The organism is Micromonospora sp. DH14 (assembly GCF_029809455.1).
Taxonomy (GTDB): domain Bacteria; phylum Actinomycetota; class Actinomycetes; order Mycobacteriales; family Micromonosporaceae; genus Micromonospora; species Micromonospora parva.
On the sequence record NZ_JARVKT010000007.1, the window covers coordinates 155,840 to 180,634 of the forward strand.

Genomic DNA, 24,795 nt, shown 5'->3' on the forward strand with positions numbered 1-24,795 from the left:
CGGTGGGGTTGTTCGTAGCGGTGGAGGGCATCGACCACAGCGGCAAGACAACCCTTGTCGAGAGCCTGTGCCGGACGTTCACCGACCGGGGCGTCGTCGTTGAACGGCACAAGGAGCCCAGCCGCGCACCGATCGGGAGCCTACTGCGGAGCCTCGCGGTCGAGGAGCCTGCCTGTCCGGCCGCGCTGGCGTTGTTGTCCGCTGCTGATCGGCACCACCAGCAGCCAAGGTTGCAGGCACAGCTACGCACGGCGCAGGTCGTGGTCGGCGACCGGTACTACCTGTCCGGGTTGGCGTACCACCACGCCGACGGCATCGATCCCGCCTTCTACGCCGCCTGTGCGGGCGGGGTGCGGATGCCGGACCTGTACCTGTACCTCGACGTGCCGGCGCCGGTGGCGGCCACCCGCGTGGATCGGCCGCCGGACAGCCGCTGGGAGACGCCGGAGTTCACCAGCCGCCTACCGGACGCCTACCGCACCTGCCTTGCTCTGCTGCGCGGCCAGGGAGCCGACGTCGTCGTTCTCGATGCGCAGCAGCCCGCACCCGCCGTCCTGTCCGCCGCGTTCGCGGCGATCGAGGACCGGCTCTCCGCCCCCACGTCGAGAGGCAACGCCGCATGACCACCCTGCGATGCACCGCCCTGATCCTCGGTTCCGGACCGGCAGGGCTGTTCGCCGCCGACGCGCTGCTGCGCGCCGGGGTCACCGACATCGTGATCGCCGAGCGAGGGCGGCCGATGGCGCGGCGGCTCTGCCCACCCGGGCCTGGATGCGAGTGCCGCACCTGTCCCGTGCTCGAGGGCGAAGGCGGCGCTGGCTCCTTCTCTGACGGGAAGATCACCCTGTCCGCAGTGCGCGGCACGCACTCCCAACGCCTGTTCACCGACACCCAAGCAGAACATCTCAACACCATCGCCGCAGCCGTTCGCCGCAACGTCAGCGACGCCGTCGACTACGCCCCCGTACCGGAACTGGCCGCCCTTGCCGGGCACGAGAACCGGCTACGTGGCGAGTCGTACCCGCTGCTGCACGTAGGATCCGACGGCATCCGCGAGTTCGGCCGCCGATTCAGCACCGAGCTCCAGGACCGGGGTGTGCGGCTGCTCACCGGCGTCGACGTCACCCAGCTGCGCATCATCAACGGCCAGGTCGTCGGCGTCGTCGGCCGCAACCGCTCTGGTCCGCTCGCCATCGACGCCACAGCGGTCGTCGCCGCGGTCGGCATGGTCGGCACGCCCTGGCTGGAACAGCAGCTCACCGCCGTCGGCGTCACGTTGGAGACTGGTCCGGCGGACATCGGCATCCGGCTGGAAACCTCGGCCACCGCCCTCGACCCGCTGATCGGCCAGTTCTACGACTTCAAGGCCCACCACACCAGCCCCGGCGGTATCGACGTGCGCAGCTTCTGCGTCAACGGCCACGGCTACATCGTCAGCGAATTCCACCGCCCCCTGAACATCCGCGGCGTCAACGGCCACTCGTTCTTGCACCGGCGCAGCGACCTGTCCAACCTGGCGATCCTGGCCACCATCACCGAGGCATTCACCCCCGACCCGAAGTCGTACGTTCGAGACACCGCCAGGGCCATCACCGCCGCCACCGACGGCTACCCAGTCCGGCAGCTCCTCGCCGGGTTTCTTCCTGACGCGGCGACCGGGCAGCCGCTCTCCGTGGACGCGTCGAACCCGAAGACCCGCGCCGGTGACCTCCGGGCGGCGCTACCGCCGCCGTTGGCCGAGGCGTTCGCCAGCTACATTACCGCCCTCGGCGCCGCACTACCGCCGGTGCTCGCCCCGGACACCGTCCTGTACGCACCCGAGATCAAGTATTACAACTACCGCGTCCCCATCGACCCCGACACCTGGCAGAGCCGCGACATCGCCGGCCTGTACGTGGTGGGCAACGCCGCCGGCTACACCGCCAGCCTTTCGGCCGCCGCCCTCAGCGGCCTGATCGCCGGCCAGGCCATCGCCGGCCAAGCCCGGGTAGCGAGCCTGCGATGAGCACCACCGCAGCCGTCGGATTCGACCTGCCGTTCACCACACCACCAGACCTGGACGCCACCATGGACATCCAGATCCCCGCCCTGGCCTGGCAGCCCAATCCGGCAGGCGGCTACCGCCGCGTGCTGAACCTGGACGGCCATCCGATCGACGTCACCGTCCGCGAAGGTGACGGCGGCCTGCACGTTACCGCAAGTCAGCCTCATGACGAGTTGCCCGGACTGCTGCGTCGGATGTTCCCGATCCAGGTCGCGGACCTCGACGTCGGGACGAACCCCATCTGGACGCAGCTGCAGGCCCGGTACGGCGGTGTGATCGTCATGTGGGCGCCACCGTTCGAGGCACTGGTCATCACCGTGCTGTCACAGAACCGGACCGGCGAGATCGTCCGCCGCGTCTACCCCGCACTCGAGCAACATTGCAATGGTCTGACGCCGGAGAGCCTGGCGGCCCTCGACCGCGACGTGCTGCGCGCGGCGATCCGCTCCGCAGGGCCGTACAAGGCGGACCGGTTGGGCGAGCTCGCCGCGCTGGTCGCCGCCGACGGCCTCGACCGGTTCGACGAGCGCATCATGCACGGCTCGACCGCCGACGCGCTGGCCTACCTGGAGGCCCTGCCCGGGGTGGCGCACAAGACTGCCGCCTGCGTGCTGGTGTTCTCCGCCCGCACCACCACAACCATGCCGGTCGACGTGCACCTGTTCCGCGTCGCCGACCGGCTCGGACTGGCCCACCACGACGGCAAACTCACCCCCAGCGTGCGCAACGCCGTGATCGCCCAGCTGCTCACCCACGGCGCCGACGTCGCGCTGGCGCACTTCGTGTTCCTTCTGGTCGGCCGGACCACCTGCACCGCCGGCACACCCGCCTGCACCGCCTGCTTCCTGCGCCGCGACTGCCGCCACGGCGCCCCTGCCCCAAACGAGGAGAACCAACGTTGATGGACGTCGCGGTCATCACCAGTACACCCCACTTGGCCGACCTGTCCACAGCCGGCAGCATCGACATGGCGCTGACCCATCTCGTGCTCACCGAACCCGCGCAGGCCGCGCACTTCGCCGCGCGCGCCCAGGCCGGGGTCCGGGTCGTGCTCGACAACAGCGCCTACGAGCTGGAGGAGACCACCGGTCAGGGTATGAGCGCCGAGGCCGTCCTCCGCGCCGCGCACCTGATCAGCCCGGCGATCGTCATCTGCCACGACGTGCTCTACGACGGCCCAGCCACCGTCGAAGCCACCCGCCGGTTCCTGGCCGAAGCCGCGGACCTAGCCGAACCCGGACGTTTCGCGTACATGGCCGTGCCGCAAGGATCCACCCGCCGCGAGTGGCTCGACTGCCACGCGCGGCTCGCCGACCTGCCCGGCGTCGACATGATCGGACTGAGCAAGCTATCCGTGCCCCGGTGCTTCACCGGACCGGTCGCCGAAGCCCGACTCGACTGCCTGGCCGCACTCACCAGCGACGGCGACCCACCGCGGCCCCTGCACCTGCTGGGCGGCGACCGATCTCTGATCTGGGAGCTACGCCAGCACCGCAAGCGCGGCTACGACACGTTCATCACCGGCAACGACTCGTCCTTCGCTTTCTGGTATGCCGCCCACGACCTGCCCGCCGACGCTCGCACCGGCCGGGCTGAGCGGCAAGCCCCGGACAAACCAAACCTGCACGACCACGTCCTCGACCCGATGCGGCTCGCCGCCGCCCAAAGGCACGTCGCTCTGCTGCGCGACGCGGTCGGACTCCCGCCCCTGCCCGCCGAGGTACCCAGTGAGCAGGAGGCGGCATGGCGCTGACCCGCCACATCCATGTCACGACCCAGGTCGAAGGGCTGCACCGGTGGCCGGACGCCGGCGCTCCCGACGGCTACCTCGCCTCGTCTCACCGGCACCTGTTCGTCGCCTCCGTCGAGATCTCCGTCGAGCACGGCGACCGCGAGCTGGAGATCAACGCGGTCGCCCGCTGGCTCACCACGGTCCTCGGCTCGTTCGCTGATGCGCCCGCCCGACCAGACGGGCCGGTGGACTTCGGCGCGCAGAGCTGCGAGCACCTCGCCGAACGGCTCGTCGCCGCGATCACCGAGCGATACGGCACGCACCGGCGGGTGCGCTGCACGGTGACCGAGGACGGCATCCTCGGCGGTGGAGTCCAGTGGGACCCGTCCCCAGCGGAGGCCGGCCGGTGAACTCGTCAGGCCAGGGCGCCCGCGGCTGCTGTCAGATGCCCACGCATCAGAATGCCGTCCCGGCGCAGGGCCTGCTCGATGTCCTGGGCCGAGTAGCTGGCGACGCCAGCGTCGTTGAGAATCTGCATCACCGTCGGGTGCGGCTGCACCTCATCCACCGATGCCTGCACCACCCCGTCCACGTGATGTCCACCGGCGGTCACCCGCGTCGCGGTGCCGGCGCGGAACGCGAACATCACGAAGTGGTAGGAACCGTCCTCGGCACGGATCTCGTACACCCCGGTCGGCGTCAGCTCGCCCACCTCGAAGCCGGACTCCTCCGCCGTCTCCCGGCGGGCCGCGTCGTGCGCCGACTCCCCGAACTCCACCTTGCCGCCCGGCAGCAGCAGCCACCCCGCGTACGGGCCGCGCTGCTGCCGCACGAACACCACCCGACCCGACGCGGTGGGTACGACCGCCAGCGCGGCGATGGTCGGCTTCGTAGTCACAATCACCGGCTCCCGACATGTCCACCAGCGCCAGCACCTCGCATCAGCGGTCAACGACCGGGCGAGAGGCGCCCGTGGCACCCTACCGCCAGCCTCCTGCACGCCCTCCACGACACGCCCCAGCGAAGGGTGCAGGAAGGCGAGGGTCAATGACAGGCCCCGCCGCCGGCCAGGCGCTGCTGCTCATCGCTGACGCCGACCTGCTCCATCACCCCCGGGCACTGCGCCCGGACGAGCCGATCATTGTGGTCACCGTGCCCATACGGCCACAGCCACGGACGCCGCACACCATCATCACCAGCTTCAGCGACGACCGGCTTCTGCCGGTGATCACCCGGACCCACGACGGAACCTGCCAGAACACCCAGGAGATCCCGGCCGGCGCCCTGCTGACCGGTCTGCGCCTTGGCCGCGCGCTCACCGATGCGCTGAGCACGATCGGCGAGGCTGACCCGCGTGGCCACACACCGCTGTTCTGTGCCACCACCCATCCCGACGGATGGCACACCTACAGCCGGGTGCACCTGCATCCCGATGCCGCATGCTTCATCCGCACGACCTCTACCCCCGCCGGTGACCCGACCGATCCCGTCAGCTGGATAACCGATGCGGTCACCCGCCACGGCGTTCACGCCGCGCAGCTCAATAGCCTCGACGGTGCGATCACCCAGGCGCACGTCGGCAAGGAGATCGAAACCAAGTTCACCCTGCCGCGCGACACCCCTCTGTGGCCCCTCGCCGTCGACCTGCACGACCGCGTCGCCGCGGCCGCGCTACCCGAGATGGCACCCCGCTTCCGCGACCCCCTCGAAACGTGGGATTTCGCCAACACCCTCTTCGAGGTCCTCGGACCGCGCCCGCAGCGCGGCTACGTCTCGTTCCTCTACACCCAGCCCGGCCTCTACCAGGTCAAACGTAAGAACTACGACACCGACGCACTGGTCCGCCACGAGCACGTCGACATCGACGTCACCATCACCGAGCCCCTCGACAGCTATGTGCGCGACACCCTCGGGCTCCTCGCCCGGCCCATGCCAGCGTTCCGCCGCATGCGCTACGACATCAAGTTCGAGTCGCTGCGCACAGGCCACCACTACGGCATCTTCGTCGACCGCTGCGCCCTTCACGCCGACGCGACCGAAACACTCGTCCAGGTCGAGGTCGAATACCTGCGCAGCCGAAGCGTGCTGCCCCTGGACGAACCCGCCGTTTTCGCCGAAGTCGCGCGCATCACCGACTGGGTCGCCGGCGTCCTCGCCGAGCACGCACTGCCCGCCCAGCTCGGCTACTACTCCAAGCTGTCCTTCCTCCGCGACGTCGTGACGCGGCGTCCCCAGCTTCTGCCCCCGGTCAACAAGGACACCCCATGACCACCGACCTCAGCACGGTCACGGCCCCGCCGGACCTCGAGTCCGCGCGCGACGCCGCCACGCAACTCCTCAAGGCACTGGGCGTGGACGTCGACGCCCCGGGCACCGCCAACACCCCGACTCGGATGGTCGCCGCCTATGTCGAACTGCTTTCCCCGCGCACATTCACGCTCACCACCTTCCCGAATGACGCCGCATACGACCGCCTCGTCACCGTGCGGGCGATTCCGTTCCACAGCCTTTGCGAGCACCACATGCTGCCGTTCCGCGGGACCGCCGACGTCGCCTACCAACCCACCGACAAGATCGTGGGGCTGTCGAAGCTCGCCCGGCTCGTCGAGCACACCGCCAGACGCCCTCAGGTCCAGGAACGTCTGACTCAGCAGATCGCCACGTACCTCGGCGAACACCTCGCCCCAGCCGGCGTCGGCGTCCTCGTCCGCGCGGAACATCTGTGCATGACCCTGCGTGGCGCCCAGGCCCCGGGCACCGAGACGATCACCACCGCGCTACTCGGCACGCTGCGATCCGACACGGTGCTACGTGACGAGTTCCTGCACTCCGGCCGGTGAGTGACGAGATGACACGGACAACGCCGCAGCCGTCACTGCCCACCGCCGCCACCGGCAATGCGACGACCCCGGTCGCGGTCCTGCAGGTGCCACTGCCGTCCCGAACCGTGCGGTTGCGCCTCAAACTCGAAGCCGCAAACCGGTATGGCTCTGTCAAGGCCCGCACCGCCCAAGCCCTGCTCGACTCCCTCGTCGCTCAAGGCACTCTCCGACCCGGCGGACACGTCGTTGAGTCCACATCCGGGAACCTCGGCATCGCCCTTGCCGGCCTCTGCCGCGAGCGCGGATACCGGTGCACCCTCATGGTCGACGCCACCACACCCGCCTACAGCCTGGCACGGATGATCGAACTAGGCGCCGAACTGGTCACCGTCGACACGCCGGACCCGATCCACCAGGTCCACGCGCGCATCGACGCCGTCTACAGCTTCCGCCTCCACCACCCCGACGCCGCGTGGACCGACCAGTACGGCAACCCCGCCGGGCCGGCCGCCCACGCCGCCACCACTGGCCCAGAACTCCTCGGCCCGGCCGCCCTGGGGCCGCCCGACGCCGTCGCCATTCCCGTGTCGACCGGCGGCACACTGGCCGGTGTCATCGCACACCTACGCCGGCACGCCCCCACCGCCCGGATCGTCGCCGTTGACGCCGTCGGCTCGGCCGCAACCGGCGGGCCACTTCGGCCGCGCCCTCGCAAGCTACCCGGCTTCGGTTCCGGCCTCGCATCCCAGCTCGTCCGCCCTGACGACTGCGACCGCGTCATCCACGTCACCGACGACGACGCCACATACAGCTGTCGCATCATCCGAGCCCACACTGGCCTGTCCCTCGGGGGATCAGCCGGCGCCACCATCACCGCCGCCACCCGGCTGGCCCTTGACGACGCCACCATCAGCGACATCGCCTGCCTCTGCCCTGACGGAGGCGACCGGTACCAAAACACCGTCTACGCCGCTGCGGGGCCACCGCCGACGACCAGCGACACCGACGCCATCAGCGCCCTTCACAACGCTGCACTACTACAATGAGAAACCGTTCATGAGCCCTGAGCCGCTGCTATATCTCAGTGAGGTCGACGTCACGGAGCTGTGCCAGTCGATCGACCCCCTTGCCATCGTCGAGCACACCTTCCGCCGGGTCGCGCAGGGAGCGGCAGGCGTCACTGCGGAGGCCGCACTGAGGTGGACCGCACCGGACGGCAGCGCCGCCCGCAGCCTCGTCTTACCGGCCAACTCCGGCATCAACCACGGCTGCAAGATCATCAACTCGTGCCTTGGCAACCTTGACCGCGGGCTCCCACGAGCCCACGGCCTTATCGTGCTGCACGACTACGAGACCGCCGCGCCCACCTGCATCATGGAGGGCGGAGCCATCAGCGCGCTTCGTACAGCGGCCGTCTCCGCGGTCGCAGTTCGTGCGCTGCGCGATGTGGCCGCGGTCCGCACCATTGGCGTTCTCGGCTGCGGCCGACAAGCGGCCACCCACCTCAACCTGCTGACACCCCTGTGTGCCAACCTCCGACACGTTCTCGCCTTTGACCTCGACGTCGAGCGCGCACGACATTTCGCTGACAGCCACAGCCGCGAGATCGGAATCCATGTCGCCGACCAGGCGGAAGCAGCGGTTCGAGGCGCCGAGCTGATCGTCGCAGTCACCACCACAACGACCCCATACGTACAACTCGACTGGCTTCAGCCAGGCGCGACATTCCTCAACGTCTCCCTCGACGACGCCACCCAGGAACTTCTGCTCGGCAGCGACCATCTCATCGTCGACGACTGGAACCTCGTGAGGAACGACCATCACCGCCTACTCGGCCGGCTCGCCCAAGCAGGCAAGGTCACAGGGCCTACCAAGGCAGACACGTCCAACGGGCACAGAGTGGACGCTGATCTCGCTGCAGTCGTGTCAGGCCGTTACGAACGACGAGTTCACCCTCACCATCGCGTCGTCATCAACCCGTTCGGCATGGGAGTGCATGACATCGCGATCGCCGCTGAAGTACAGGCCGAAGCAGCTCGATCAGGTAAGGGAATGCTCTTGCCTCGATGACCGCTAACTGTTCGACCAGGAGCGAACGAAGACCGGACTCCGACCAGAGTGATTCGGCCACGGCCTCGCCGGCCAGCCGACCGGCGGATCGTAGGTTCGTCGAGGCGAAGCATGGCCAGTGGATCACAAGCCAAGGGGCGCGGTCGCCACCGTTGTCCACTCGTAACTGCGGCCTTCTCGGCGCAGCGCGATCAGCGTTGCTTGGCGGATGGTCACCCGGGCTGGTGGCTGGTGGCGGATGGCGTTGAGGCGGTCACGGATTGTTGCGGTCGGGGCGTTAGAGCTGCTGTAGGCGATTGTCACGTGTGGCCGGAATCCTTCTGCAGCCTCCGGCACGGTCTGCCATACCGACCCAATGGCATCGCGGATGGTGGCGCGGAGCTGTTCGACGCGGTCCCAGGGGCGGACGAGCAGGCCGATTCCCTCGGCATCGGGGTCGACCGGGCCAAGCGACAGCTCCAACGGCGACAGGCCAGCGCAGCGTCGCCGGGTTTCGGCGACCACTGCTTCAAGGTCGCCGTTGGCGACCTCGTCGGTGAAGCCGAGACCTTGCATGGTCAGGTGGAGCCCGTCCAGCGGCACCAGGTCCAGTCCGGGCAGGGCGAGTTCGCGTTGCACGTCGGTGACGAGGTGACGGAGTTCAGCTTGGTGTTCAAAGGTGAGGTGCCAGGTGTAGAACTGGCGGTCGGCCCGCCAGCCTGGGCGCCAGTACCAGTGGTTGGTGAGTTCGGGCAGGTCCTGGTAGGCGTTCCAGCGCTGGTGCAGGCTGGCCAGTTCCCGGCTGCTCATGACAGCGATGGTAGAGCGGCCTGTCCGGTGGCAGCGACCTGTGTGCGGTCGGCGAGCAGGTCGGCGACGTGCCGTAGCCGCGGGTGGCGGGCGAAGGGGCGGGCGACGGCGAGAAACTGACGGGCGCGCTGATGAACCGATTCGAAACGCTGATCCGCGGTGAGAACGAGGGCCTCAGCCGCCAGTGCGCCTGCTTCCTCGGGGTCGGGGTTGTCACCGTGCAAGTGCGCGGTGGCCAGGTCGAGGCGGCTGAGTGCACGCGGACCAGCCAGTCCTGCGCTGTCGAATGCGGCGATCGCGGTGGTGAGATGGTCGGTGACGCCTGCGGTACAGCCGAGCGCCAGGTAGGCGGTCGCCGCGTTGGCCGCGGTCCTGGCCGGGCAGTAGGGGCCGAGGGCGAGGCTAGCGCTGACCGCTGAGCCGGACGGGTAGTCGGACAGCATGGTGAAGGCGTGGTCGACGGCACGATCGACGCCGTACCGGTCTCCGAGACGGGCGAGGGCTCGCGCCTGACCGTTAATCGTGAGGCGGATACGGTGCCCGCTGCTGCCGCCACGGCGCAGGCCGTCCTGGGCATAGGCCAGCGCGTCATGGTAGGCACCGGCGTAGTAGGCGATCAGGCTTTGCGTGGCCCGTGCCCAGGCTTGCGCTTCGGGCTGCTCGGCAGCCTCGGCGAGGTCGAATGCTTCGGCGGCATAGGCGTGAGCCGCACCGAATGCGCCGAGGTCAAGGGCGAGTGCGCCGAGAAGTCCCGATAGGTGAGCAGCGACGGCGTAGAGCCGGGCGCGTTGCGGTGGGTGCTGCCGGCCATCCATGAGCTGGTCGACGTAGGAGCGCAGCGGTCGCATACGCGCTATGAGGATTACCGGGGTGAGGCGCTCGTTGTCGGCGATCGCCTGCCAGACCTCGCGTTCCAGGTACGCGAGGCGAATGGTGTCGTCGACGGAAGACTTCAGCGCCAGACGGCGAGCGTTGATCCTGTCCTCGGGCTCCCAAAATACAGCACTGCCGCTCGCCGTAGGAACTTCGCGGCCAGCGACGGGCGCCACCGGCACTGATGTGCTCCTGACCGCCTGGATCGCCGCTGACCGCCGTCGTTGGCGGTCCAGCTCGGTGATGCGGTCGTACTCACTGACGAGCACGTCACCGGTTTGCAGCACGACGTCGCAGCGCGCCCAAAAAGCACGGTCCGGATGCTGGTGGCCAGTCTCGGTACTCGCCACGGAACTGCGCCCGTACTGCACGAGCCGCGCCAAGTCATGCTGAGTGAGACCGCCAGCCCCGCGCAACTGAGCGAGCCGGCGGCCGAGTGCACGGCGAGCAGCCTTGATCTCATCGCTGTCCAACATCACTGCCACCCCTCCGGTCGACTGGAAACACCCTGGCTATTAGCTGCGGAGACGATAGGTGCCACCTGTGAGAATCTCGCCGGCCGGCGGAGCAGCCGAGCATCTGGGCAACCGCTGTAGCCGATGGTCGTTGCGAAGCCAGTCGAAATCGTCAGATGCTGATTATCGATAGCGGCCGCAGCCGATGGCAGGACCACAGTGTTGGAGTTTTGTCGGAGTTCAAGGCCGGCACCTGTCAAATGTCGACAACGGCGTTGCGGGCGTGTCGGCCGGCCGGCGTCTTACCCTCCTGACATACCGTCCGCGCGTCGGGACGGTCCAGCCGGCATGCCTCATGAACAGCCAACAGCCGGAAACCCATGAGATTGGAGCGTAGGGCGGACCACTCGGTCGACATCCCGGACACCCGGATTGACCTGATGTTCGAGCACGTCTGGAGGAGATCGCCCCGCGTTCGTATCCAGCGTTGCCGGCGAACCATGCAATGCACCTACCCTCGGACAGCAACGGACTGCTCAGCCTCGTAGGAGGACCCGTGCCGACCCGTCGCACCGTTATCGCTGTCACAGGCGCCGCGCTCACCGCCCCAGCCTGGACCGCGCTGCACCAACCAAGCCCAGACCTGATCGCGGCTGCCGGAGACGGCGGACCGGTCACCCCACCGCTGCTGGACATGATCGACTCCGTCGTCGCCCATGCACAGCAACTCGACGACCAGCAGGGCGGTGCCGCCCGCGGCTTCGTCAGTGACCAGTTCACCGCCGTAGCCCGGCTCCTGCGCCGAGCTTCCTACAGTGCGGAAGCCGGCCGCCGCCTAGCCGCCGCACTAGCGCAGCTCGCCCAGACCGCCGGGTTCATGGCGTTCGATGCCAACGAGGACGGCCTCGCCCAACGCTGGTACCTCACCGCTCTCCGCGCCGCGCACGCCGCGCGCGATCCCGGCCTAGCCGCCAGCATCTTGGCCCTCATGTCCAACCAAGCCGCCGACCAGGGCCACGCCCTCGACGCCCTGCAACTCGCCTCAGCAGCCCAAGAATCAGCGGCACAGACTCCACCCGCCGTCCGCTCCCTGGTAGCCGCACGCAGCACCCTCGCCCACGCCGTCGCCGGCGACCTCACCAGCTTCTTCCACACACGCGAGAACACCCTCGCACTCCTCGACACCGCCCCCGACGCCCCACTGCCCCCATGGGCGTCCTACATCGATCGAGTCGAACTGGACGCGATCACCGGCCGCGGCCTCGTCGTACTGGCCGAGCAGGTCCCGATTCAACGGCCAGCGCTCCTTCGCCAAGCTGAACGGCTGCTCCACGCCCGCGCGCACACCAGTCCAACCGACTCCCCGCAACGCTCCGCACTACGCCACGGCGCCTGGCTCAGCCTCGCCCACCACGCCGCCGGCGACCTCGACCTCGCGGTCAGCACCGCCCGCCTCGCCCTCGGCCGCCTACCCGCCGTCAGCTCCGTGCGCAGCGTCGCACTACTACACCGACTTCACGACGAACTCGCCCCCGCCGCACCGCGCTCACCAGCGGTCCGAGACATCCTCCGCGAACTTCGTGAGTTGCCGCGGGCACCACCCGCACACATTTCGAAAGGTCGTGCATGCCTCCTGCCCGCGGCATCACCGCTGCACACTCACCGAGCCCAATCGTGCTCGTATTCCCCAGCGGCTTGACATCACGCAAGAAGCAGGCCGCACATCTCCCGGGCCAAGCGGATGTCCGCAGTCGGATCGGCCGTGCGTGCCGCCTTCTCGCGTCGCGAAGGAGTTCTGTGACTGCCGTCGATCCGGTGTTCGACCGTGTGCCGGAGAGCTACTACACGCACAATGAGCACCGAGGTGAAACGCTGCACCGGTCCGCCGCAGAAGCCATCCACCGCGACGTGATCGCCCTCGACGTGAACGAAGGCACGCGCGTGCTGGAGATTGGCACTGGCACGGGATACTCCGGCGCGTTGCTCGCCGCGCGAGCCGGGACCACTGGCCACGTGACCAGCATCGACATCAGCGACCACTTAGCCGGCTGGGCAGACCGGCTCCACCGCCATCGCGGCGTCACCACGATCACCTGCCACGTCGCCGACGGGATGTCCGGCTACTTACCGCACGCCCCCTACCAGCGGATCGTGGCGTGGTGCGCTCCCCCACGGCTACCCCGGGCATGGGTGGATCAACTCACTCCGGACGGACGGATCGTGGCCTGCCTGCCCATCGCCGCGCAGCCATCCACCACCCTGATCGCCACCATCACACTGTCCGAGGGACAACCGCACGTCGAAACGGTCACCTTCGGCGGCTACGCCCAGAGCACCGCCACCGCCGTTCACGACGCCCTGACCCTCCCGGGACGCTGGGTGGACCACCACATCGACCAGCCCCAGCCGGCATGGATATCCGTCGGCTGGCGCGACCACGACGATCCGCACCACACCGGCGCCCGCACAGCCCTCAACCTGCTCCTCAACCCCGGCCATACCGAGAGCTACGACCGCGTACCCCTGTACTGGCTGTCATGGACGGCCTACTCCCTCGTCGCTGGCGGGCCACGACGGACCGTCGCCGCTCTGGGCGGTGGGATGCGCGGCATCGGGCACACCACCATGGCCACCGCCGCCGTCATCCTGACCGACGGCACCATCCTCGCCGACACCGCGAACTCCCCGTCCCTGACCGCCCTGCGGGCCTGGCTAAACCGATGGGAGCAGGCAGGACGCCCAGAGGCCACCTGGTTCGACACGAGCCTTGTGCCCAACGACGGGGATGACCTTCCCGGATGGGACTTACGAATCACCGCCGGCACCAGCGGCTGACGCCGGCACGGCCAGGAATGGCCGCCATGAATCTGCCCACGATGGCGCTACGCGTAGAGCCCTGCCAAGCTCGAAGAAATACCGGTGAGGGCCAGGGTGCGTCGGCCACCGGCGGTTCGGCTGGAGCAAACTTCACCCGGCCCGGTCAACCCGTCATGCCGGCGCACTCACCGCCCGCGCGATGCGGCGGCCGACAAGCCGCTCGGCCTCGGCTAGCGGGTACCACGCGGCACCTCGCACCTCCGACTCCTGGATCAGCCCCACATCAGCAGACGATGCCGCAAACGAAAACCCGAAGTCGAGATGGAAGTGTGCAGGTTCCCCGATGTCGGGCCGCGCCGGGACGTGCCCGTATTCAACATATGCCGGTACCTGCGAGGTCGGGACAATACCGGCGGGATCGACGCCGGTCTCCTCCACTAGCTCCCGCACCGCCGCGCCAATCAGCGTGGCATCTGTCGGCTCGAGGTGCCCTCCAGGCTGCAGCAGCATCCCATAGGCGAGGTGATCGACAAGCAGGACCTCAGCTCCGCCGCGCACCAAAAGCGCGCCGACAGTCACGTGCATAGGCAGATGAGACCGAGAGACGACGTTCGCTCCTTCGGACAACAGCCGCGTCGGCACCGACAGGGACGCGGCTTCGTGGGGGTAGAACGTGAGGTAGGCAGACAAGGCTTCCAAGATGTCCGAGTTGTCAATCGCCACGACTCGCCTCCTTTATAGGTGGTACCCGAGCACGGACAAGGTGAGCTGACCTGCGCCTGTCGGCTGCTTGCTATGGGCGCGATGGCACCTCCGGCGGCGCGGACGACGTCGTTGTGATCCCCGATGCGGGCGGATGCCCCGCCAGCTCGTTGATGTGCACGCGGATACGGTGTGGGCGTTTGTCGACCTGTCTCAGGCCACCCGCTGTATCAGTGAGGGCCTCCTGTGGATCGCTGGTGTGATTGGTGATCAGCCTCTGCGTGGAGTGGGCCCAGGCCAGTACGTCGGGCTGCTCAGCGGCGACGGCCAGGTCGGACACCTCGGCGGTGTATGCGCGCGCGATGCGAAAGGCCCCAGGTCCAGGGCGAGGGTGGCGAGTAGTCCGGACAGGTGTGCAGCGGCCGTGTAGAGCCGAGCCCGTTGCGGTGGGTGTTGCGTGGCGGCCATCAGCTCGTCGACGCACCCCCTCAGCCGACGCAGACGGGCGACCAGCGCGCTCGGCGCGAAGCGCTCGATGTCGGTGATCGCCCGTTGGATTTCGTGTTCCAAGTGTGTCAGCCGGGCGTCATCGTCTGTGCTGCCTATCAGGGCCGACCGGCGTGCGGTGATGGATTCCTCGGGCTCCCACAGCACCTCACCGCTGGCCGCCGAGGTGTCGGCTTGGGCGCGTTGACGGTGCAGGTCCAGCTCGATGATGCGGTCGTACTCGGCGGTCAATGCGCCGCCCGTTCGCAGGATCGTGTCGCAGCGGTTCCAGAACGTCCGCTCGGGTTGCTGCCGACTGGTTTCGATGCTGGCGATGGAGCTGCGGGCATACCGCACGAGAGGGGCGAGGCCATGCTGCGTGAGTCCGGCAGCCTTGCGTAGTTGCGCGAGGCGACGGCCGAGCGCCCGGCGCGCAGCACTGATCTCATCGCTGTCGCCCATCGGCCACCACCCCCCGGGTTGAGCGCTCACGATGCGCGATCACCGTAGCGACTGGCTGTGACATGTTCCGGACCGACAGCCAGCGCACCATGTGTCGAGGTAGCACCATCAGATGTCCCCGAACCTGGTCAACGTGGCGTACGTGCGTCCAGCGCATCCGACGGGTGTCGTCGAAAAATTGTTGGAACGGAACGACCGGTGAGTGTCGTGAGGTAGATCGTGGACAACAGCATCGACATCGAGGCAGGGGACATGACCATGACCGGCGAGTCCGACCATGTGCGTGACGAGGACTTCGGGCCGCTCGTCGACCCAGGGTGTGAGAGCGCGGAGCCGGAGGTCTATCCCCGGCTGTGGAACATGTCCGCCGGACACTTGGTCAGGGGTGTGATCAGAGCGGAGGATCCTTTACGGCCGGAGTACGTCGCTGTGCCTCTGCGGCCGGGTCTATGGGATGAGGCGAGTCTCAAGCTGTCCCTCGCGATCACGAAGTGGAACCTGTTGTGGGAGGCATCGCAGTTCCGCCGTCGGTTTTTTGACGACGAGGAGTTGCCGGCGCCGCTGTACAAGATCGCCGACCAGGGCGACGTCAATGTCATCTTCGTTCCGCGTACGGAGTCGCGGTACCACGAGTACGCGCCACTGTTCCATCTACTGTCTCGGACCGCCGCGCAACGGCACGGCCTTCCGCTGCTGAAGCGGGGCCAGTGGCCCTTCGTCGCTCAGCTCGAGGACATCGACGGCTATCTCCCGAGTGATTTCCGGGATCGGCTGGCGCGGGCCTGGGCCGGCACTGTCTGGCGTCATCTCATGCCGCAGCCTCAGTCCGGGATTGCCAAGTTCACCGAGGATGATCCAATCCGGATGCTGGCCCACAATTTGGACTTCTGGCTTCCACCCGTTACCCAGGTATTGGAGGACTACCTGCGGGAGTTCCCGGTGGTGGACAACGACATTGCCCCGGGCCCGGTGTCACTGGAGGACGGGTCGATACTGCGCGGGGCGACGATCGCTAACCCGCGGACGGGCGGGGACCTTTGGCGTGGTGAGCAGGAGGCCGCCGAGGCGGTGCGGCGCTCCGTCGAGGCAGCCGATGCCACTGGGCGGCTGCGGGGCATCCTTGATGCGGTCCGCTCACACCGCTGTGAGGACGACTTCTCACCCCTCTGGAGCGGCGCGCGGGAGGATTTCGAGCGCAAGCTCTATCACAAGCGGGCCAAGCTCCGGGTCCGGTTCGTCGAGCTGACTGACACGATCCCTGTGCACGGTCCGGAGGCGGAGGTCGTCGATCAGCTCCTGATCGGAGATTTCCTCGCTCTTCTGGACACGCGCGACCGAACCATCGTCGTGCTGCTTCGTAGCGGCGTCACCAAGTTGACCGAGGTTGCCGACATTATGGGTTACCAGAGCCATAGCGCCGTTTCTAAGCGGATGGATCACATCCTCCGGCGGGCGATCCGCTTCGCCCGGACCCTGGATTCGTGATCATGGCAGCGGATAGTCACGCGGTGACCGACGGCGAAGCCATCCCAGCTGCTGGTAATCATCTGGCGGGCGCTCTTGATCGTCACCATGGCCGGCACGCCGCTGCCGGCCACGCCGGCAGCAACCCAGCCGTCCCGGTGGCCCTCTGATCGACACTTACATGAATGGCGGGACACTGCCGCAGCGATGACCTGGGCGGAGCAGGACATTCCCGGCGGCTCCTGCGCCCCTGCGAGCTGCGCGGTCCCGCATGATCGGTTCACCGGCAGGATGGGCGGCTGACTGTCCGCTTCGTGACAAAGAATTTGGACACTGCGTCGCTGCCGACGGGAATGTCCCCGTCAGGCCCTTAGAGTGCATCAAGCTAGCCGGACCTGATCGATCGGGATCAAGACGGCGGCCCGGGGGGTCCAGCCCCCGGGCCGCCTCTAACAGGTCTCGTCTAGCCCAACATGTCCCGAGCAGGACCTAGTAGGAAGACAGATAGAACCTGTGTGCACCGTACCTAGGACATCTACCAATCACCAGCGCAACGCGACGAACAGCATTGAGAAAGTCCTGATCGCGGCCCTCGTGCTGGTAGCGGCGCTGGCTATCGGGGCACTCGCGTACGTCGTCAAGCTCAGCGGCGCCGAGGTGGGAAGGGTCGCGCCCGTGGCGATCCCGACCATCGGCGCGATCGGCAGTGCGGCGATCGGCGGCATCGTGGTGGTGCTGCGAAAGCGCCCCGCCCGGCAGCGCGCCTAGCCACTTGGTGGGGCCGGGAGGCTACCTACTCCCGGCCCCACCCACAGCTTGGTCAAACGGCGCCCAAAGCGGGACAACTGGACCGTCGTGATTTCACCAATCACGCTGCTGACTCGGTCTCGTCGTTGCGGGGCACGTCACCCACGCATGCGGCGGGACGCTGAGCAGCCAGGACTTGGGTTCAGGCTCCAGCCGCGCCTGGCATCCGCTCTCCAGCACCTACCCGGCGCCTCCCTGGCTTCAAGACGCCGCCCACTCCGACGATTCTCGAGGCGAGGCAGCCTCGCTAAGTTGAGTGCTGGGCTGAATGGCACGGGGGTTAGTTTTGCCGGGTTACATGGGGAACGCGGACTGGCACGACATGTCCGAGTACGTCGTCCACCTCACCGACCGCGTCGCGGTCCAAAGCATCTTCCGATCGAACACCATCGAGGCGCGTACCCGCACCGGCGTCGTCCGCCTCCTCGAAGGCATCAGCGACTCGCAGCTGTCGGTGTGCCTTAGCGAGATCCCGATCGGGCATCTCAACCGGCTGACCCGCCGCGGCTCCTACGGCATTGGCTTCCTCAAGGGGTTCGTCGAAGCCGAGAGCGGGCAGATGGTCACGTACCTTCCCAAAGGTAGTCCAGCGGCTGAGCGGTTCCAGCGGTTGGTCCGAGAGGCCATGGCAGACCGTGTGCAGCCTGGCAACCGCATCAACCCCGAGAATCCTCTGTGGTCGATCACTCAGTTTGTCGACAATCCCGGGGCCTACGGCGACACCCGCTACGAGTTCGAGTGGGAGCGCGAATGGCGTGTCCCTCACCACCTCACCTTCGACGCGGTCGACGTGGCGCTGCTGCTCGCTCCGGAGGAAGATCACGACTGGGTGCGGCAGAGTGCTTGGGTTGGCGACACGCGGTCGGCGTACCAGGGTTTAGTGCTCGATCCCCGCTGGGACATCGGCCGTGTCCAGCACGCGCTGATAACGAGCGATCGCTCTTCGGCGTAGCGACCGGCGAAGGTGGGGAAGGGTGCCCAGGGCGCATAACAGCTGGCGGTGCGCATTTTGCGGTGAGGCGGGCCGGCCCTCCAGGGAGCACGTGCTGGCCCAATGGATGCGTAGTAGCGTCGGGCCGCTGCCGATGGAGCGGTCGGCCTACGGGTCCGGCTTCGGTCTGCTGGACGACGACCGTGCGTACGCCAGTATCGGCGAGTCGGTCAGGGTGTCACGTAACTCGTTGCTGCACCAGGTAACCCGAGCCGTCTGCGCGGTATGCAACAACGGGTGGATGAGCCGCCTGGAGGCGGCTGCCAAGCCCATCCTCATGAATCTGTTCGATGCTCGCCGTACCAACACGAGCACGATGCTGTCGACGGACGAGGCGACGGTGCTCGCCCGCTGGGCCGTGAAGACCTCGTGGACCTCCGAACTGTCGGGGCTCGGTGATCAGAACCAAGAGCACGCTTGGATGCCTGCGGACATGAGACGCCGCCTGTGTCTTGAAGAGGTGCCGCCAGTTACGAGCTGGGTATGGCTCGCCGCCTGCGAAGACCTCGATCTTTGTCAACAGTTCCAGGCCCACGTCACCTACGACCGGACGACTCCGCCAACGCTCGGGGAAACCCCTCGTCGCATCCTTGCCAGTTGCCTGATCCTCAACGGCATCGCGCTACTGGTCCACAGCTTTGACAGCCGCGTGCCCTTTCCTCCGCCCCTGACTGCCCCGCACGGCCTACGTCTGTGGCCCAGCCCGTCACCGGTGGAGTTTCCGCCGCCATCCGTCTCGCAGATGGATCTATTCCTAGCGGTCGGGCGATACACGCATTGGCTGCCACTTCATGATCGGCCATTCGACCCTTCTGCTACCTGCACAATCGGGCCGGGATTCCAGGAACAACCGCACCCGCCCGAGCGGTAGTACATCCGCGCCGCTCGATCAGCGGACGCAGTCTCTTGGTCGGTTATGCCAGCTCGGATGTACGAGCGCGCGCTTCGGGGACCCTGCAGTCGCCGGGGCCAGGTGCGCCAAGCTGACCAGTCGCGTAGGCGCGCAGGTAGCGGCGATGGAGGAGTTCGACAAAATCTTCGGGCTGCCGGATTTGCGTAATATCGTCGTTGGTGATCACGATCATCTTTATTCCGCGAGGAGCTGCTGCGAGTCCGAGCGCGTGGCTGTGACGGCCTGAGAGAACGTCGCCAGTGACACCGCTTGCCGCGACGAGGACACCCAGTTCGATTGCTCGACTCGCCAGAATGTTGAAGAAGTATCCGATCGCCTGGCTGTCTACGGGGTCATTCCAATTCTTGCATTCGACGAGGATGATCGGCGGAAGCAGGCGGAGCCCGCCTGCTTCATGGATATTGCCGACGGCGATGTCGATCTGCTCGGTCCCGAAGACGTTGGTGATGTCGCGGTCGACTATGCAGCCCGGAATGGATTCGAAGAGGAAGGTTATTAGCTTCTCGTAAGCTTCGCCCTTGGCCTGGCTGTTCCCAGCAAGCGAGGCGGCCTCAAGTAGTTGCGTAAGTCCGTCCACCGTTACCCCTGATGGGCGATTCGGTTGCGTACGCTCCGGACAAACTTATCGAATTCCCCGCTCGCAACGATATCTGCGAGCGCGGTGAGTGACAACAGGAGGACCTCCGGATGGCTACCGGAGGGATTGAAGTCCGATATCGCCTCGTCGGTTACGAGTAGGCCGAGACCGGCGCCGGAACGGTCCACATACTCTTGCAGCTGATCGGCAGCGGCGTGGGCCATGGTTGGCCCAGCAGTCTTCTTCGCTTCGACAACCACGACGAACGGCGAGTCATCGCCCGCAACGAAGGCCATATCCGCCCCAGAGTCGAGGTCGCCAAGCACGAGGTCCTTCCCCGTACTTCTCAGCAATGCGGCGATCCGCTCGACAAGCCCGGATCCCCCGTGAGGCCCCTTGCCCCCATCCCCGCGCGGCGCATTCGAGGTGAGCCGCGGAGTGAGCTGTGGCGACGACGTCCGCCGCCACGCTTTCAAGCTTGCCGCACTCTGTATGAACATGCCGAGGTGGAGTTGCAGGGCGTCGGTGTTGTCAAGCGAGACGCTCACGTGCCTGATTGATGAGAGGGCCGGTGGTAGCTTCTCGTCAGGGTGAATGATCGCGAGCAACGGGATGTCGAGGCCGAGGCAAATGCCGGCCTCGACCATGAGCGCGAGGCCGCCGCGTGTGGCGAATCGGTAGGGCAAGATCACGATGCCCAGGTTGATGTCGTCGTGGGAACGCAGCTGTTCGCGCAAGTAGCTGCCCGCGCCGAGGGCCCCGCTCATGACTGGCTCAACGTTGGCGCGACGCAGGATCTCAGTGATGGGGCGCAGCGGCGGGTCCTGAAGATCGGCCGAGGTTGTAATGAGCAAGGCCCGCATGCCTGCACTGTAGCGCCGCGGCCCCGGAACTGCGCGCACCGTTGGCTGTCGGGCACACGCGCACGACAGCGTTGTGGATCCGAGGTCTCCGGCTGCGAGCCGCTAAGTGGCATCCACAGTGTCCCTTCGTAGTCGCTGGCGTGGCTTAACCGAGTGTGCCGACAGCCGGCCGCCCATGTCAGCTCGAACCTCGCTACCCTTTGGTCCGCACATAAACCCCTGGAGCGGCCGCCCTTCCCAATGTTTCTGCTGGTCATCGAGCTTTTGGTGGTTGAGGCCAATGGGTCAGAACTGGTCCGTCAGCTCGCGTCTGGCGCGCCTGGAGGCGCTGTGCTCCGACGGGCGCCCGAGCGGGACGTCTCACGCGCTCCGGCGGGTCGGGCACAAGCAACTTCGTGACGTTCGGCTCCGTCCCGCGGTCATGACTGCATCGCCAAACAGGCGGGCATTGGTATCCCGCCTCATTGCCTCGCGGGGACTCGCGCTGCAGCTCTACCTCGTCACGCTTTTTGAGTGCCAAAGCACCCGCCACGTCGGCGCTTATCACCACAATCGTCGGACAATTCAACCGGCCCGACGAGATGAGGTGTGCTGGCTTGACCTCCTCGCCGTTCCTGTCAGCCCGACGACCATCGGAACGGCGACGCGGAACGACAACCGCATCCGACAGATCAAAAGCGCCATCGCCAGGCTGGAGAGAGAAGAAGTAGTTCGCCTTCCTAACACCGAGCGCGCCCGAGACCGTTACGAAGGCTTTGTACTGCTCGACGAACACCGGGATGAGAATTGGCGTCCCGGCTCCGACTACACCATTCCGCGCGTCAGGGAAAGTTTTAAGATTCCCACGGATTTTTTTTACAACGGCTGGATCTACTGCCTAACAGACAGCGAGGTCGCCCTGTGGCTCACCTTCAAACTGCTCAGCCATGAACATCCGGCTGCTCATGCGGGTGGAGGTATTTTTCTGGCTGATAGGGAACGACTTCAGCGCTTCGGACTCTCGCGAGACGCGTATGAATCCCATGCTGCTCTGGTCGAATATGGACTACTAACAGGCGTTGATAACGCTGCGCGTTACAAAACGGCACGGTCTGCGGAGGCTCGAGGGGCGGGCGAGGCCGAGCCCCTGCATTTTCGATTGACGGACGACGGCCTTCAGGACTGCGCGTTCTGTGTGATACCCCGATCCTTGGTCCGGTCTTCGCAACTGGGAGGCTGGCAGCTGCGTGATCGAGAGTCGTGGGAAGCCAAGGTGCAGCGCGTTTGGCGACAATCTCACACGCAATTCTGTGGAAGCGGGCACGCGCGGTAGGCGCCCCGGATGCGCTGCCCACGTCAGGCTGCCCCTGGCCGCCTTTCGTCTTATCGGGCGCGAACGCAGACCGGAAGGGGCCCGGGGTTCGTCAGCCCACCGGCGGTTCGACTGAACTTCGCCCGGCCTCGTCAACCTGTCATGCCGGGGCACTCACCGCCCGCGCGATGCGGTTGATGTCGGGATCTCCCGACATTGTCGGCGCGTGGCGCTGCGGGCGTGTCGGCTGCCGGGAGTTCTACGGTGCCCTCATGCCCTCCGACCCCCCGGAAATCACCGCTGGCCTTCCGCGCAAGCGGATGGCGGCCGGACTGTTGATCATCGATTCGCAGGATCGGGTTCTGCTGGTCGAGCCGGCGTACAAGACCGACTGGGAGATTCCCGGCGGCAGTGTCGAGGCCGGCGAGTCGCCGTGGCAGGCGGCGATGCGGGAGTGCCGCGAAGAGCTCGGCGTGAGCCTGACGCCAGGTCGGCTGCTCGTCGTGGACTGGGTATCGCCCCGTAATGGTCGCACCGACGGTGTGATGCTCGTCTTCGACGGCGGTGTCCTGGACGCGGTTCAGGCCCAGCGGATCGTCGTGCCGCCCGCCGAGTTGAAGGGTTGGGCGTGGTCTACCCCGCCGCAGACGCGCCAGCGGTTGCAACCGTTGCTGGCCCGCCGCGTCAACGAGTGCCTCCAGGCGCGTGCCGATGGGTCGACCCGATACCTCGAAGACGGCGTGCCAGTCTCCTGATCTCTCGAGCTGCCGCACGCCCGCCGATCGGCCACTGCTCGTCGCGGTTGGCCGGCTGCTCACCTGATATCCGTTCGAGGAGGAGATGTCGTGGCATTTGGGAGCAGGACGACCGAGACGATGACGGCGGCGGACGCGCGCCTGCGGCTGGTCGACCAGCTGCGTGCTCAGGGTTGGATCACCCGACCGGAGGTGGCAGCTGCGTTCACCGCGGTGCCGCGGCACCTGTTCGCTCCGGCCGGTACCAGCATCGAGAGCGCGTACGCGAATGATGTTGTCGTCACTAGACGCGGCTCGGACGGAAAGGCGACCAGTTCGATCTCCGCGCCGTGGTTGCAGGCGCACATGGTGGAGACCGCCGGGCTGACCCCCGGCGCCCGGGTACTAGAGATCGGCTCGGGCGGGTACAACGCCGCGCTGATCGCCGAGATCGTCGGCCCGACCGGCACGGTCGTCAGCGTCGACATCGACGCACAGGTCGTCACCCACGCGCAACAGGCGCTGGCACGGGCCGGCTACCCGCAGGTCGAGGTGGTCCACGCCGATGGGGTCCACGGCCACCCTGCCCACGGGTTGTGGGACGCGGTGCTCGTCACGGTCGAGGCCAGTGACCTGCCACCCGCGTGGACCGACCAGCTCTCACCAGCCGGCAGGCTGGTGGTGCCGTTGCGGATGCGCGGCAACACCCGCTGCCTCACCCTGCAGTCCGCAGGTGACCACCTGACCGCAACCGCGTCCGTGCAGTGCGGATTCGTCGCGATGCAAGGCCACGGCCGGAACCCGGCCCGCCAGGTGCCGCTGCGCGGCGACGACGCCGTTCTCACCCTCGATGACGACACCACCGCCACCAACGCCGAGGCCCTGCGCGCTGCACTTGATGGGCCACGGGTTGAGGTGTCCTCCACGGTGACCCTGGACGAAACGAACATCGACACCATCGAGAGCCTGCACCTGTGGCTGGCCAGTCAACCTCGCCCGTACGGCGTGCTCAGAGTCGATCGGGACCGCACCGCCGGCCTGCTAGATCCACAGGATCGTTTCTTCTGCCCCACCCTGCTGACCAGTGACAGCCTCGCCTACCTGACCATGGACCGCCACGACACGACGACGTGGCAGCTCGGCGGGCACGGCTTCGGTCCGCACGCCACCAAACTGGCCGGCGATCTGATGGAACTGACAGTCGCGTGGGATCAGCAGTACCGGGCCGGCGGCGGCCCGGACATCACCGTGCACCCGGCCGGCACGCGACTGCCCGACACTGAGCGGACGCGACTGCTCGTGCCCCGCCGCCACACGCTGACCGCGATCACCTGGCCGGAGACACACCATTGAGCCCCACAGAGTTGCCGATCCTCATTTGCCTTCGTGGGAACTCCGGCTCCGGTAAGAGCACCATCGCCCGTGAGCTGCGGTATCGGCACGGCCGCGGCTGCGCCCTCGTCGGACAAGATCACATTAGGCGCGTCCTCCTCAGGGAACGGGACAAGCCAGGTGGCCTCGCCCCCGCACTCATCGCTCAGAACGTCCGCTTCTGCCTCGATAACGGCTACCACGTGATCCTGGAAGGGATCATGCACGCCGCCCGGTACCGGAGCATGCTCACCGAACTGCGCGACACGCACCGAGGCCGAACGCTGCTCGTGTACCTCGACGTGTCGTGGCCGGAGACTCTGCGCCGACACCAGACCCGCCCCGAGGCGCAGGAGTTCACTGCCGACACCATGCTCGGCGTGTACGCCCCGCGCGACCTCCTCGGCTGGCCCGACGAACTCGTCCTCCCCGAGACCACCACCCTGGAACACGCGATCGAGCTCATCGCCACCGCCGCCGGCCTGCCGTTGACCGGCCGCAACGACGACCTGTTCCCGGCCGTCCCATGACC

At 67.2% G+C, this 24,795-nt stretch carries 25 protein-coding genes and 1 pseudogene; 19 read left to right on the forward strand and 7 right to left on the reverse strand.

Features of this window, described 5'->3' with window-relative positions:
* Positions 1–2: 2 nt before the first annotated feature.
* Genes tmk through QCZ28_RS12300 form a run of 5 tightly spaced genes read left to right on the forward strand, consistent with a single transcriptional unit; the run spans position 3 to position 4,186 of the window.
* Positions 3–623, forward strand: coding sequence for a dTMP kinase (tmk, locus tag QCZ28_RS12280; protein ID WP_279516771.1), 621 nt, complete (start codon positions 3–5; stop codon positions 621–623).
* Complete coding sequence (locus QCZ28_RS12285) at positions 620–2,005, forward strand: FAD-dependent protein (RefSeq protein WP_279516772.1); 1,386 nt, start codon at positions 620–622, stop codon at positions 2,003–2,005. The genes tmk and QCZ28_RS12285 overlap by 4 nt, the downstream gene beginning before the upstream one ends.
* Positions 2,002–2,946, forward strand: coding sequence for a hypothetical protein (locus tag QCZ28_RS12290; RefSeq protein WP_279516773.1), 945 nt, complete (start codon positions 2,002–2,004; stop codon positions 2,944–2,946). Before QCZ28_RS12285 ends, QCZ28_RS12290 begins: the two co-directional genes overlap by 4 nt.
* Complete coding sequence (locus QCZ28_RS12295) at positions 2,946–3,797, forward strand: hypothetical protein (protein ID WP_279516774.1); 852 nt, start codon at positions 2,946–2,948, stop codon at positions 3,795–3,797. Before QCZ28_RS12290 ends, QCZ28_RS12295 begins: the two co-directional genes overlap by 1 nt.
* On the forward strand, positions 3,788–4,186 hold the full coding sequence (locus QCZ28_RS12300) for a hypothetical protein (protein ID WP_279516775.1): 399 nt from the start codon (positions 3,788–3,790) through the stop codon (positions 4,184–4,186). Before QCZ28_RS12295 ends, QCZ28_RS12300 begins: the two co-directional genes overlap by 10 nt.
* A 5-nt stretch (positions 4,187–4,191) precedes the next feature.
* Here the strand turns inward: QCZ28_RS12300 and QCZ28_RS12305 are convergent, their stop codons facing one another.
* Positions 4,192–4,674, reverse strand: coding sequence for an NUDIX hydrolase (locus QCZ28_RS12305; protein WP_279516776.1), 483 nt, complete (start codon positions 4,672–4,674; stop codon positions 4,192–4,194).
* Positions 4,675–4,823: 149 nt separating this feature from the next.
* Between QCZ28_RS12305 and QCZ28_RS12310 the strand changes: the two genes are divergently transcribed.
* Genes QCZ28_RS12310 through QCZ28_RS12325 form a run of 4 tightly spaced genes read left to right on the forward strand, consistent with a single transcriptional unit; the run spans position 4,824 to position 8,668 of the window.
* On the forward strand, positions 4,824–6,044 hold the full coding sequence (locus QCZ28_RS12310; RefSeq protein ID WP_279516777.1) for a hypothetical protein: 1,221 nt from the start codon (positions 4,824–4,826) through the stop codon (positions 6,042–6,044).
* Positions 6,041–6,616 (forward strand): GTP cyclohydrolase I, encoded by a 576-nt coding sequence (gene folE / locus QCZ28_RS12315; protein ID WP_279516778.1) that lies wholly within the window; start codon positions 6,041–6,043, stop codon positions 6,614–6,616. The genes QCZ28_RS12310 and folE overlap by 4 nt, the downstream gene beginning before the upstream one ends.
* Before the next feature lie 8 nt (positions 6,617–6,624).
* Positions 6,625–7,644, forward strand: a complete 1,020-nt coding sequence (locus QCZ28_RS12320; RefSeq protein WP_347815101.1) for a pyridoxal-phosphate dependent enzyme — start codon at positions 6,625–6,627, stop codon at positions 7,642–7,644.
* A 10-nt stretch (positions 7,645–7,654) separates the two neighbouring features.
* The gene (locus tag QCZ28_RS12325) at positions 7,655–8,668 is read left to right on the forward strand and encodes an ornithine cyclodeaminase (RefSeq protein ID WP_279516780.1); all 1,014 of its coding nucleotides are present in this window, start codon (positions 7,655–7,657) and stop codon (positions 8,666–8,668) included.
* 123 nt (positions 8,669–8,791) lie between these two features.
* On the opposite strand, the gene QCZ28_RS12330 is transcribed toward QCZ28_RS12325, so the two are convergent.
* Positions 8,792–9,457: a 2'-5' RNA ligase family protein gene (locus QCZ28_RS12330; protein ID WP_279516781.1), complete on the reverse strand. Its 666-nt coding sequence runs from the start codon at positions 9,455–9,457 to the stop codon at positions 8,792–8,794.
* Complete coding sequence (locus tag QCZ28_RS12335) at positions 9,454–10,806, reverse strand: helix-turn-helix transcriptional regulator (RefSeq protein WP_279516782.1); 1,353 nt, start codon at positions 10,804–10,806, stop codon at positions 9,454–9,456. The genes QCZ28_RS12330 and QCZ28_RS12335 overlap by 4 nt, the downstream gene beginning before the upstream one ends.
* Before the next feature lie 535 nt (positions 10,807–11,341).
* Between QCZ28_RS12335 and QCZ28_RS12340 the strand changes: the two genes are divergently transcribed.
* Complete coding sequence (locus tag QCZ28_RS12340) at positions 11,342–12,484, forward strand: hypothetical protein (RefSeq protein WP_279516783.1); 1,143 nt, start codon at positions 11,342–11,344, stop codon at positions 12,482–12,484.
* A gap of 98 nt (positions 12,485–12,582) precedes the next feature.
* Entirely contained in the window at positions 12,583–13,620 is a 1,038-nt protein-coding gene (locus QCZ28_RS12345) for a methyltransferase domain-containing protein (protein ID WP_279516784.1), read from the forward strand.
* A gap of 153 nt (positions 13,621–13,773) precedes the next feature.
* Here QCZ28_RS12345 and QCZ28_RS12350 read toward each other — a convergent pair whose 3' ends face one another.
* Complete coding sequence (locus QCZ28_RS12350; RefSeq protein WP_279516785.1) at positions 13,774–14,325, reverse strand: NUDIX domain-containing protein; 552 nt, start codon at positions 14,323–14,325, stop codon at positions 13,774–13,776.
* A 265-nt stretch (positions 14,326–14,590) separates the two neighbouring features.
* Positions 14,591–15,252, reverse strand: a pseudogene (locus QCZ28_RS12355) (helix-turn-helix transcriptional regulator); the annotation flags it as partial.
* Positions 15,253–15,471: 219 nt separating this feature from the next.
* Here QCZ28_RS12355 and QCZ28_RS12360 point away from each other — a divergent pair.
* From QCZ28_RS12360 to QCZ28_RS12375, 4 genes are all read left to right on the forward strand, one after another.
* Positions 15,472–16,737, forward strand: coding sequence for a sigma-70 family RNA polymerase sigma factor (locus QCZ28_RS12360; protein ID WP_279516786.1), 1,266 nt, complete (start codon positions 15,472–15,474; stop codon positions 16,735–16,737).
* A gap of 492 nt (positions 16,738–17,229) precedes the next feature.
* Positions 17,230–17,484, forward strand: a complete 255-nt coding sequence (locus tag QCZ28_RS12365; RefSeq protein WP_279516787.1) for a hypothetical protein — start codon at positions 17,230–17,232, stop codon at positions 17,482–17,484.
* Positions 17,485–17,845: 361 nt separating this feature from the next.
* Positions 17,846–18,475 (forward strand): hypothetical protein, encoded by a 630-nt coding sequence (locus QCZ28_RS12370; protein ID WP_279516788.1) that lies wholly within the window; start codon positions 17,846–17,848, stop codon positions 18,473–18,475.
* Between the two features lie 91 nt (positions 18,476–18,566).
* Positions 18,567–19,385, forward strand: coding sequence for a hypothetical protein (locus QCZ28_RS12375; RefSeq protein ID WP_279516789.1), 819 nt, complete (start codon positions 18,567–18,569; stop codon positions 19,383–19,385).
* A gap of 43 nt (positions 19,386–19,428) precedes the next feature.
* Here QCZ28_RS12375 and QCZ28_RS12380 read toward each other — a convergent pair whose 3' ends face one another.
* Both QCZ28_RS12380 and QCZ28_RS12385 read right to left on the reverse strand, forming a co-directional pair.
* Entirely contained in the window at positions 19,429–20,004 is a 576-nt protein-coding gene (locus QCZ28_RS12380) for a restriction endonuclease (protein ID WP_279516790.1), read from the reverse strand.
* Positions 20,005–20,006: 2 nt separating this feature from the next.
* A complete protein-coding gene (locus tag QCZ28_RS12385) occupies positions 20,007–20,867 on the reverse strand; it encodes a hypothetical protein (protein WP_279516791.1) in 861 nt (286 codons plus the stop codon).
* A 421-nt stretch (positions 20,868–21,288) separates the two neighbouring features.
* Here QCZ28_RS12385 and QCZ28_RS12390 point away from each other — a divergent pair, with 421 nt between their 5' ends.
* From QCZ28_RS12390 to QCZ28_RS12405, 4 genes are all read left to right on the forward strand, one after another.
* Positions 21,289–22,179 carry a hypothetical protein gene (locus QCZ28_RS12390; protein WP_279516792.1) on the forward strand — a complete coding sequence of 297 codons (891 nt, stop codon included), beginning with the start codon at positions 21,289–21,291 and terminating at the stop codon, positions 22,177–22,179.
* 167 nt (positions 22,180–22,346) lie between these two features.
* Positions 22,347–22,913 carry an NUDIX hydrolase gene (locus QCZ28_RS12395; RefSeq protein WP_347815102.1) on the forward strand — a complete coding sequence of 189 codons (567 nt, stop codon included), beginning with the start codon at positions 22,347–22,349 and terminating at the stop codon, positions 22,911–22,913.
* Between the two features lie 90 nt (positions 22,914–23,003).
* Complete coding sequence (gene fxlM / locus QCZ28_RS12400; RefSeq protein ID WP_279516793.1) at positions 23,004–24,245, forward strand: methyltransferase, FxLD system; 1,242 nt, start codon at positions 23,004–23,006, stop codon at positions 24,243–24,245.
* Entirely contained in the window at positions 24,242–24,793 is a 552-nt protein-coding gene (locus QCZ28_RS12405) for a kinase (RefSeq protein WP_279516794.1), read from the forward strand. The genes fxlM and QCZ28_RS12405 overlap by 4 nt, the downstream gene beginning before the upstream one ends.
* The last annotated feature ends 2 nt before the right edge of the window (positions 24,794–24,795 follow it).

Coding starts and splice junctions, on each gene's coding strand:
- QCZ28_RS12285 (WP_279516772.1), top strand. CDS start 620: ATGACCACCCTGCGATGCACCGCCCTGATCCTCGGTTCCGGACCGGCA.
- QCZ28_RS12290 (WP_279516773.1), top strand. CDS start 2,002: ATGAGCACCACCGCAGCCGTCGGATTCGACCTGCCGTTCACCACACCA.
- QCZ28_RS12295 (WP_279516774.1), top strand. CDS start 2,946: ATGGACGTCGCGGTCATCACCAGTACACCCCACTTGGCCGACCTGTCC.
- QCZ28_RS12300 (WP_279516775.1), top strand. CDS start 3,788: ATGGCGCTGACCCGCCACATCCATGTCACGACCCAGGTCGAAGGGCTG.
- QCZ28_RS12310 (WP_279516777.1), top strand. CDS start 4,824: ATGACAGGCCCCGCCGCCGGCCAGGCGCTGCTGCTCATCGCTGACGCC.
- folE (WP_279516778.1), top strand. CDS start 6,041: ATGACCACCGACCTCAGCACGGTCACGGCCCCGCCGGACCTCGAGTCC.
- QCZ28_RS12320 (WP_347815101.1), top strand. CDS start 6,625: ATGACACGGACAACGCCGCAGCCGTCACTGCCCACCGCCGCCACCGGC.
- QCZ28_RS12325 (WP_279516780.1), top strand. CDS start 7,655: ATGAGCCCTGAGCCGCTGCTATATCTCAGTGAGGTCGACGTCACGGAG.
- QCZ28_RS12330 (WP_279516781.1), bottom strand. CDS start 9,457: ATGAGCAGCCGGGAACTGGCCAGCCTGCACCAGCGCTGGAACGCCTAC.
- QCZ28_RS12335 (WP_279516782.1), bottom strand. CDS start 10,806: ATGTTGGACAGCGATGAGATCAAGGCTGCTCGCCGTGCACTCGGCCGC.
- QCZ28_RS12370 (WP_279516788.1), top strand. CDS start 17,846: ATGTCCGAGTACGTCGTCCACCTCACCGACCGCGTCGCGGTCCAAAGC.
- QCZ28_RS12385 (WP_279516791.1), bottom strand. CDS start 20,867: ATGCGGGCCTTGCTCATTACAACCTCGGCCGATCTTCAGGACCCGCCG.
- QCZ28_RS12390 (WP_279516792.1), top strand. CDS start 21,289: ATGACTGCATCGCCAAACAGGCGGGCATTGGTATCCCGCCTCATTGCC.
- QCZ28_RS12395 (WP_347815102.1), top strand. CDS start 22,347: ATGCGGTTGATGTCGGGATCTCCCGACATTGTCGGCGCGTGGCGCTGC.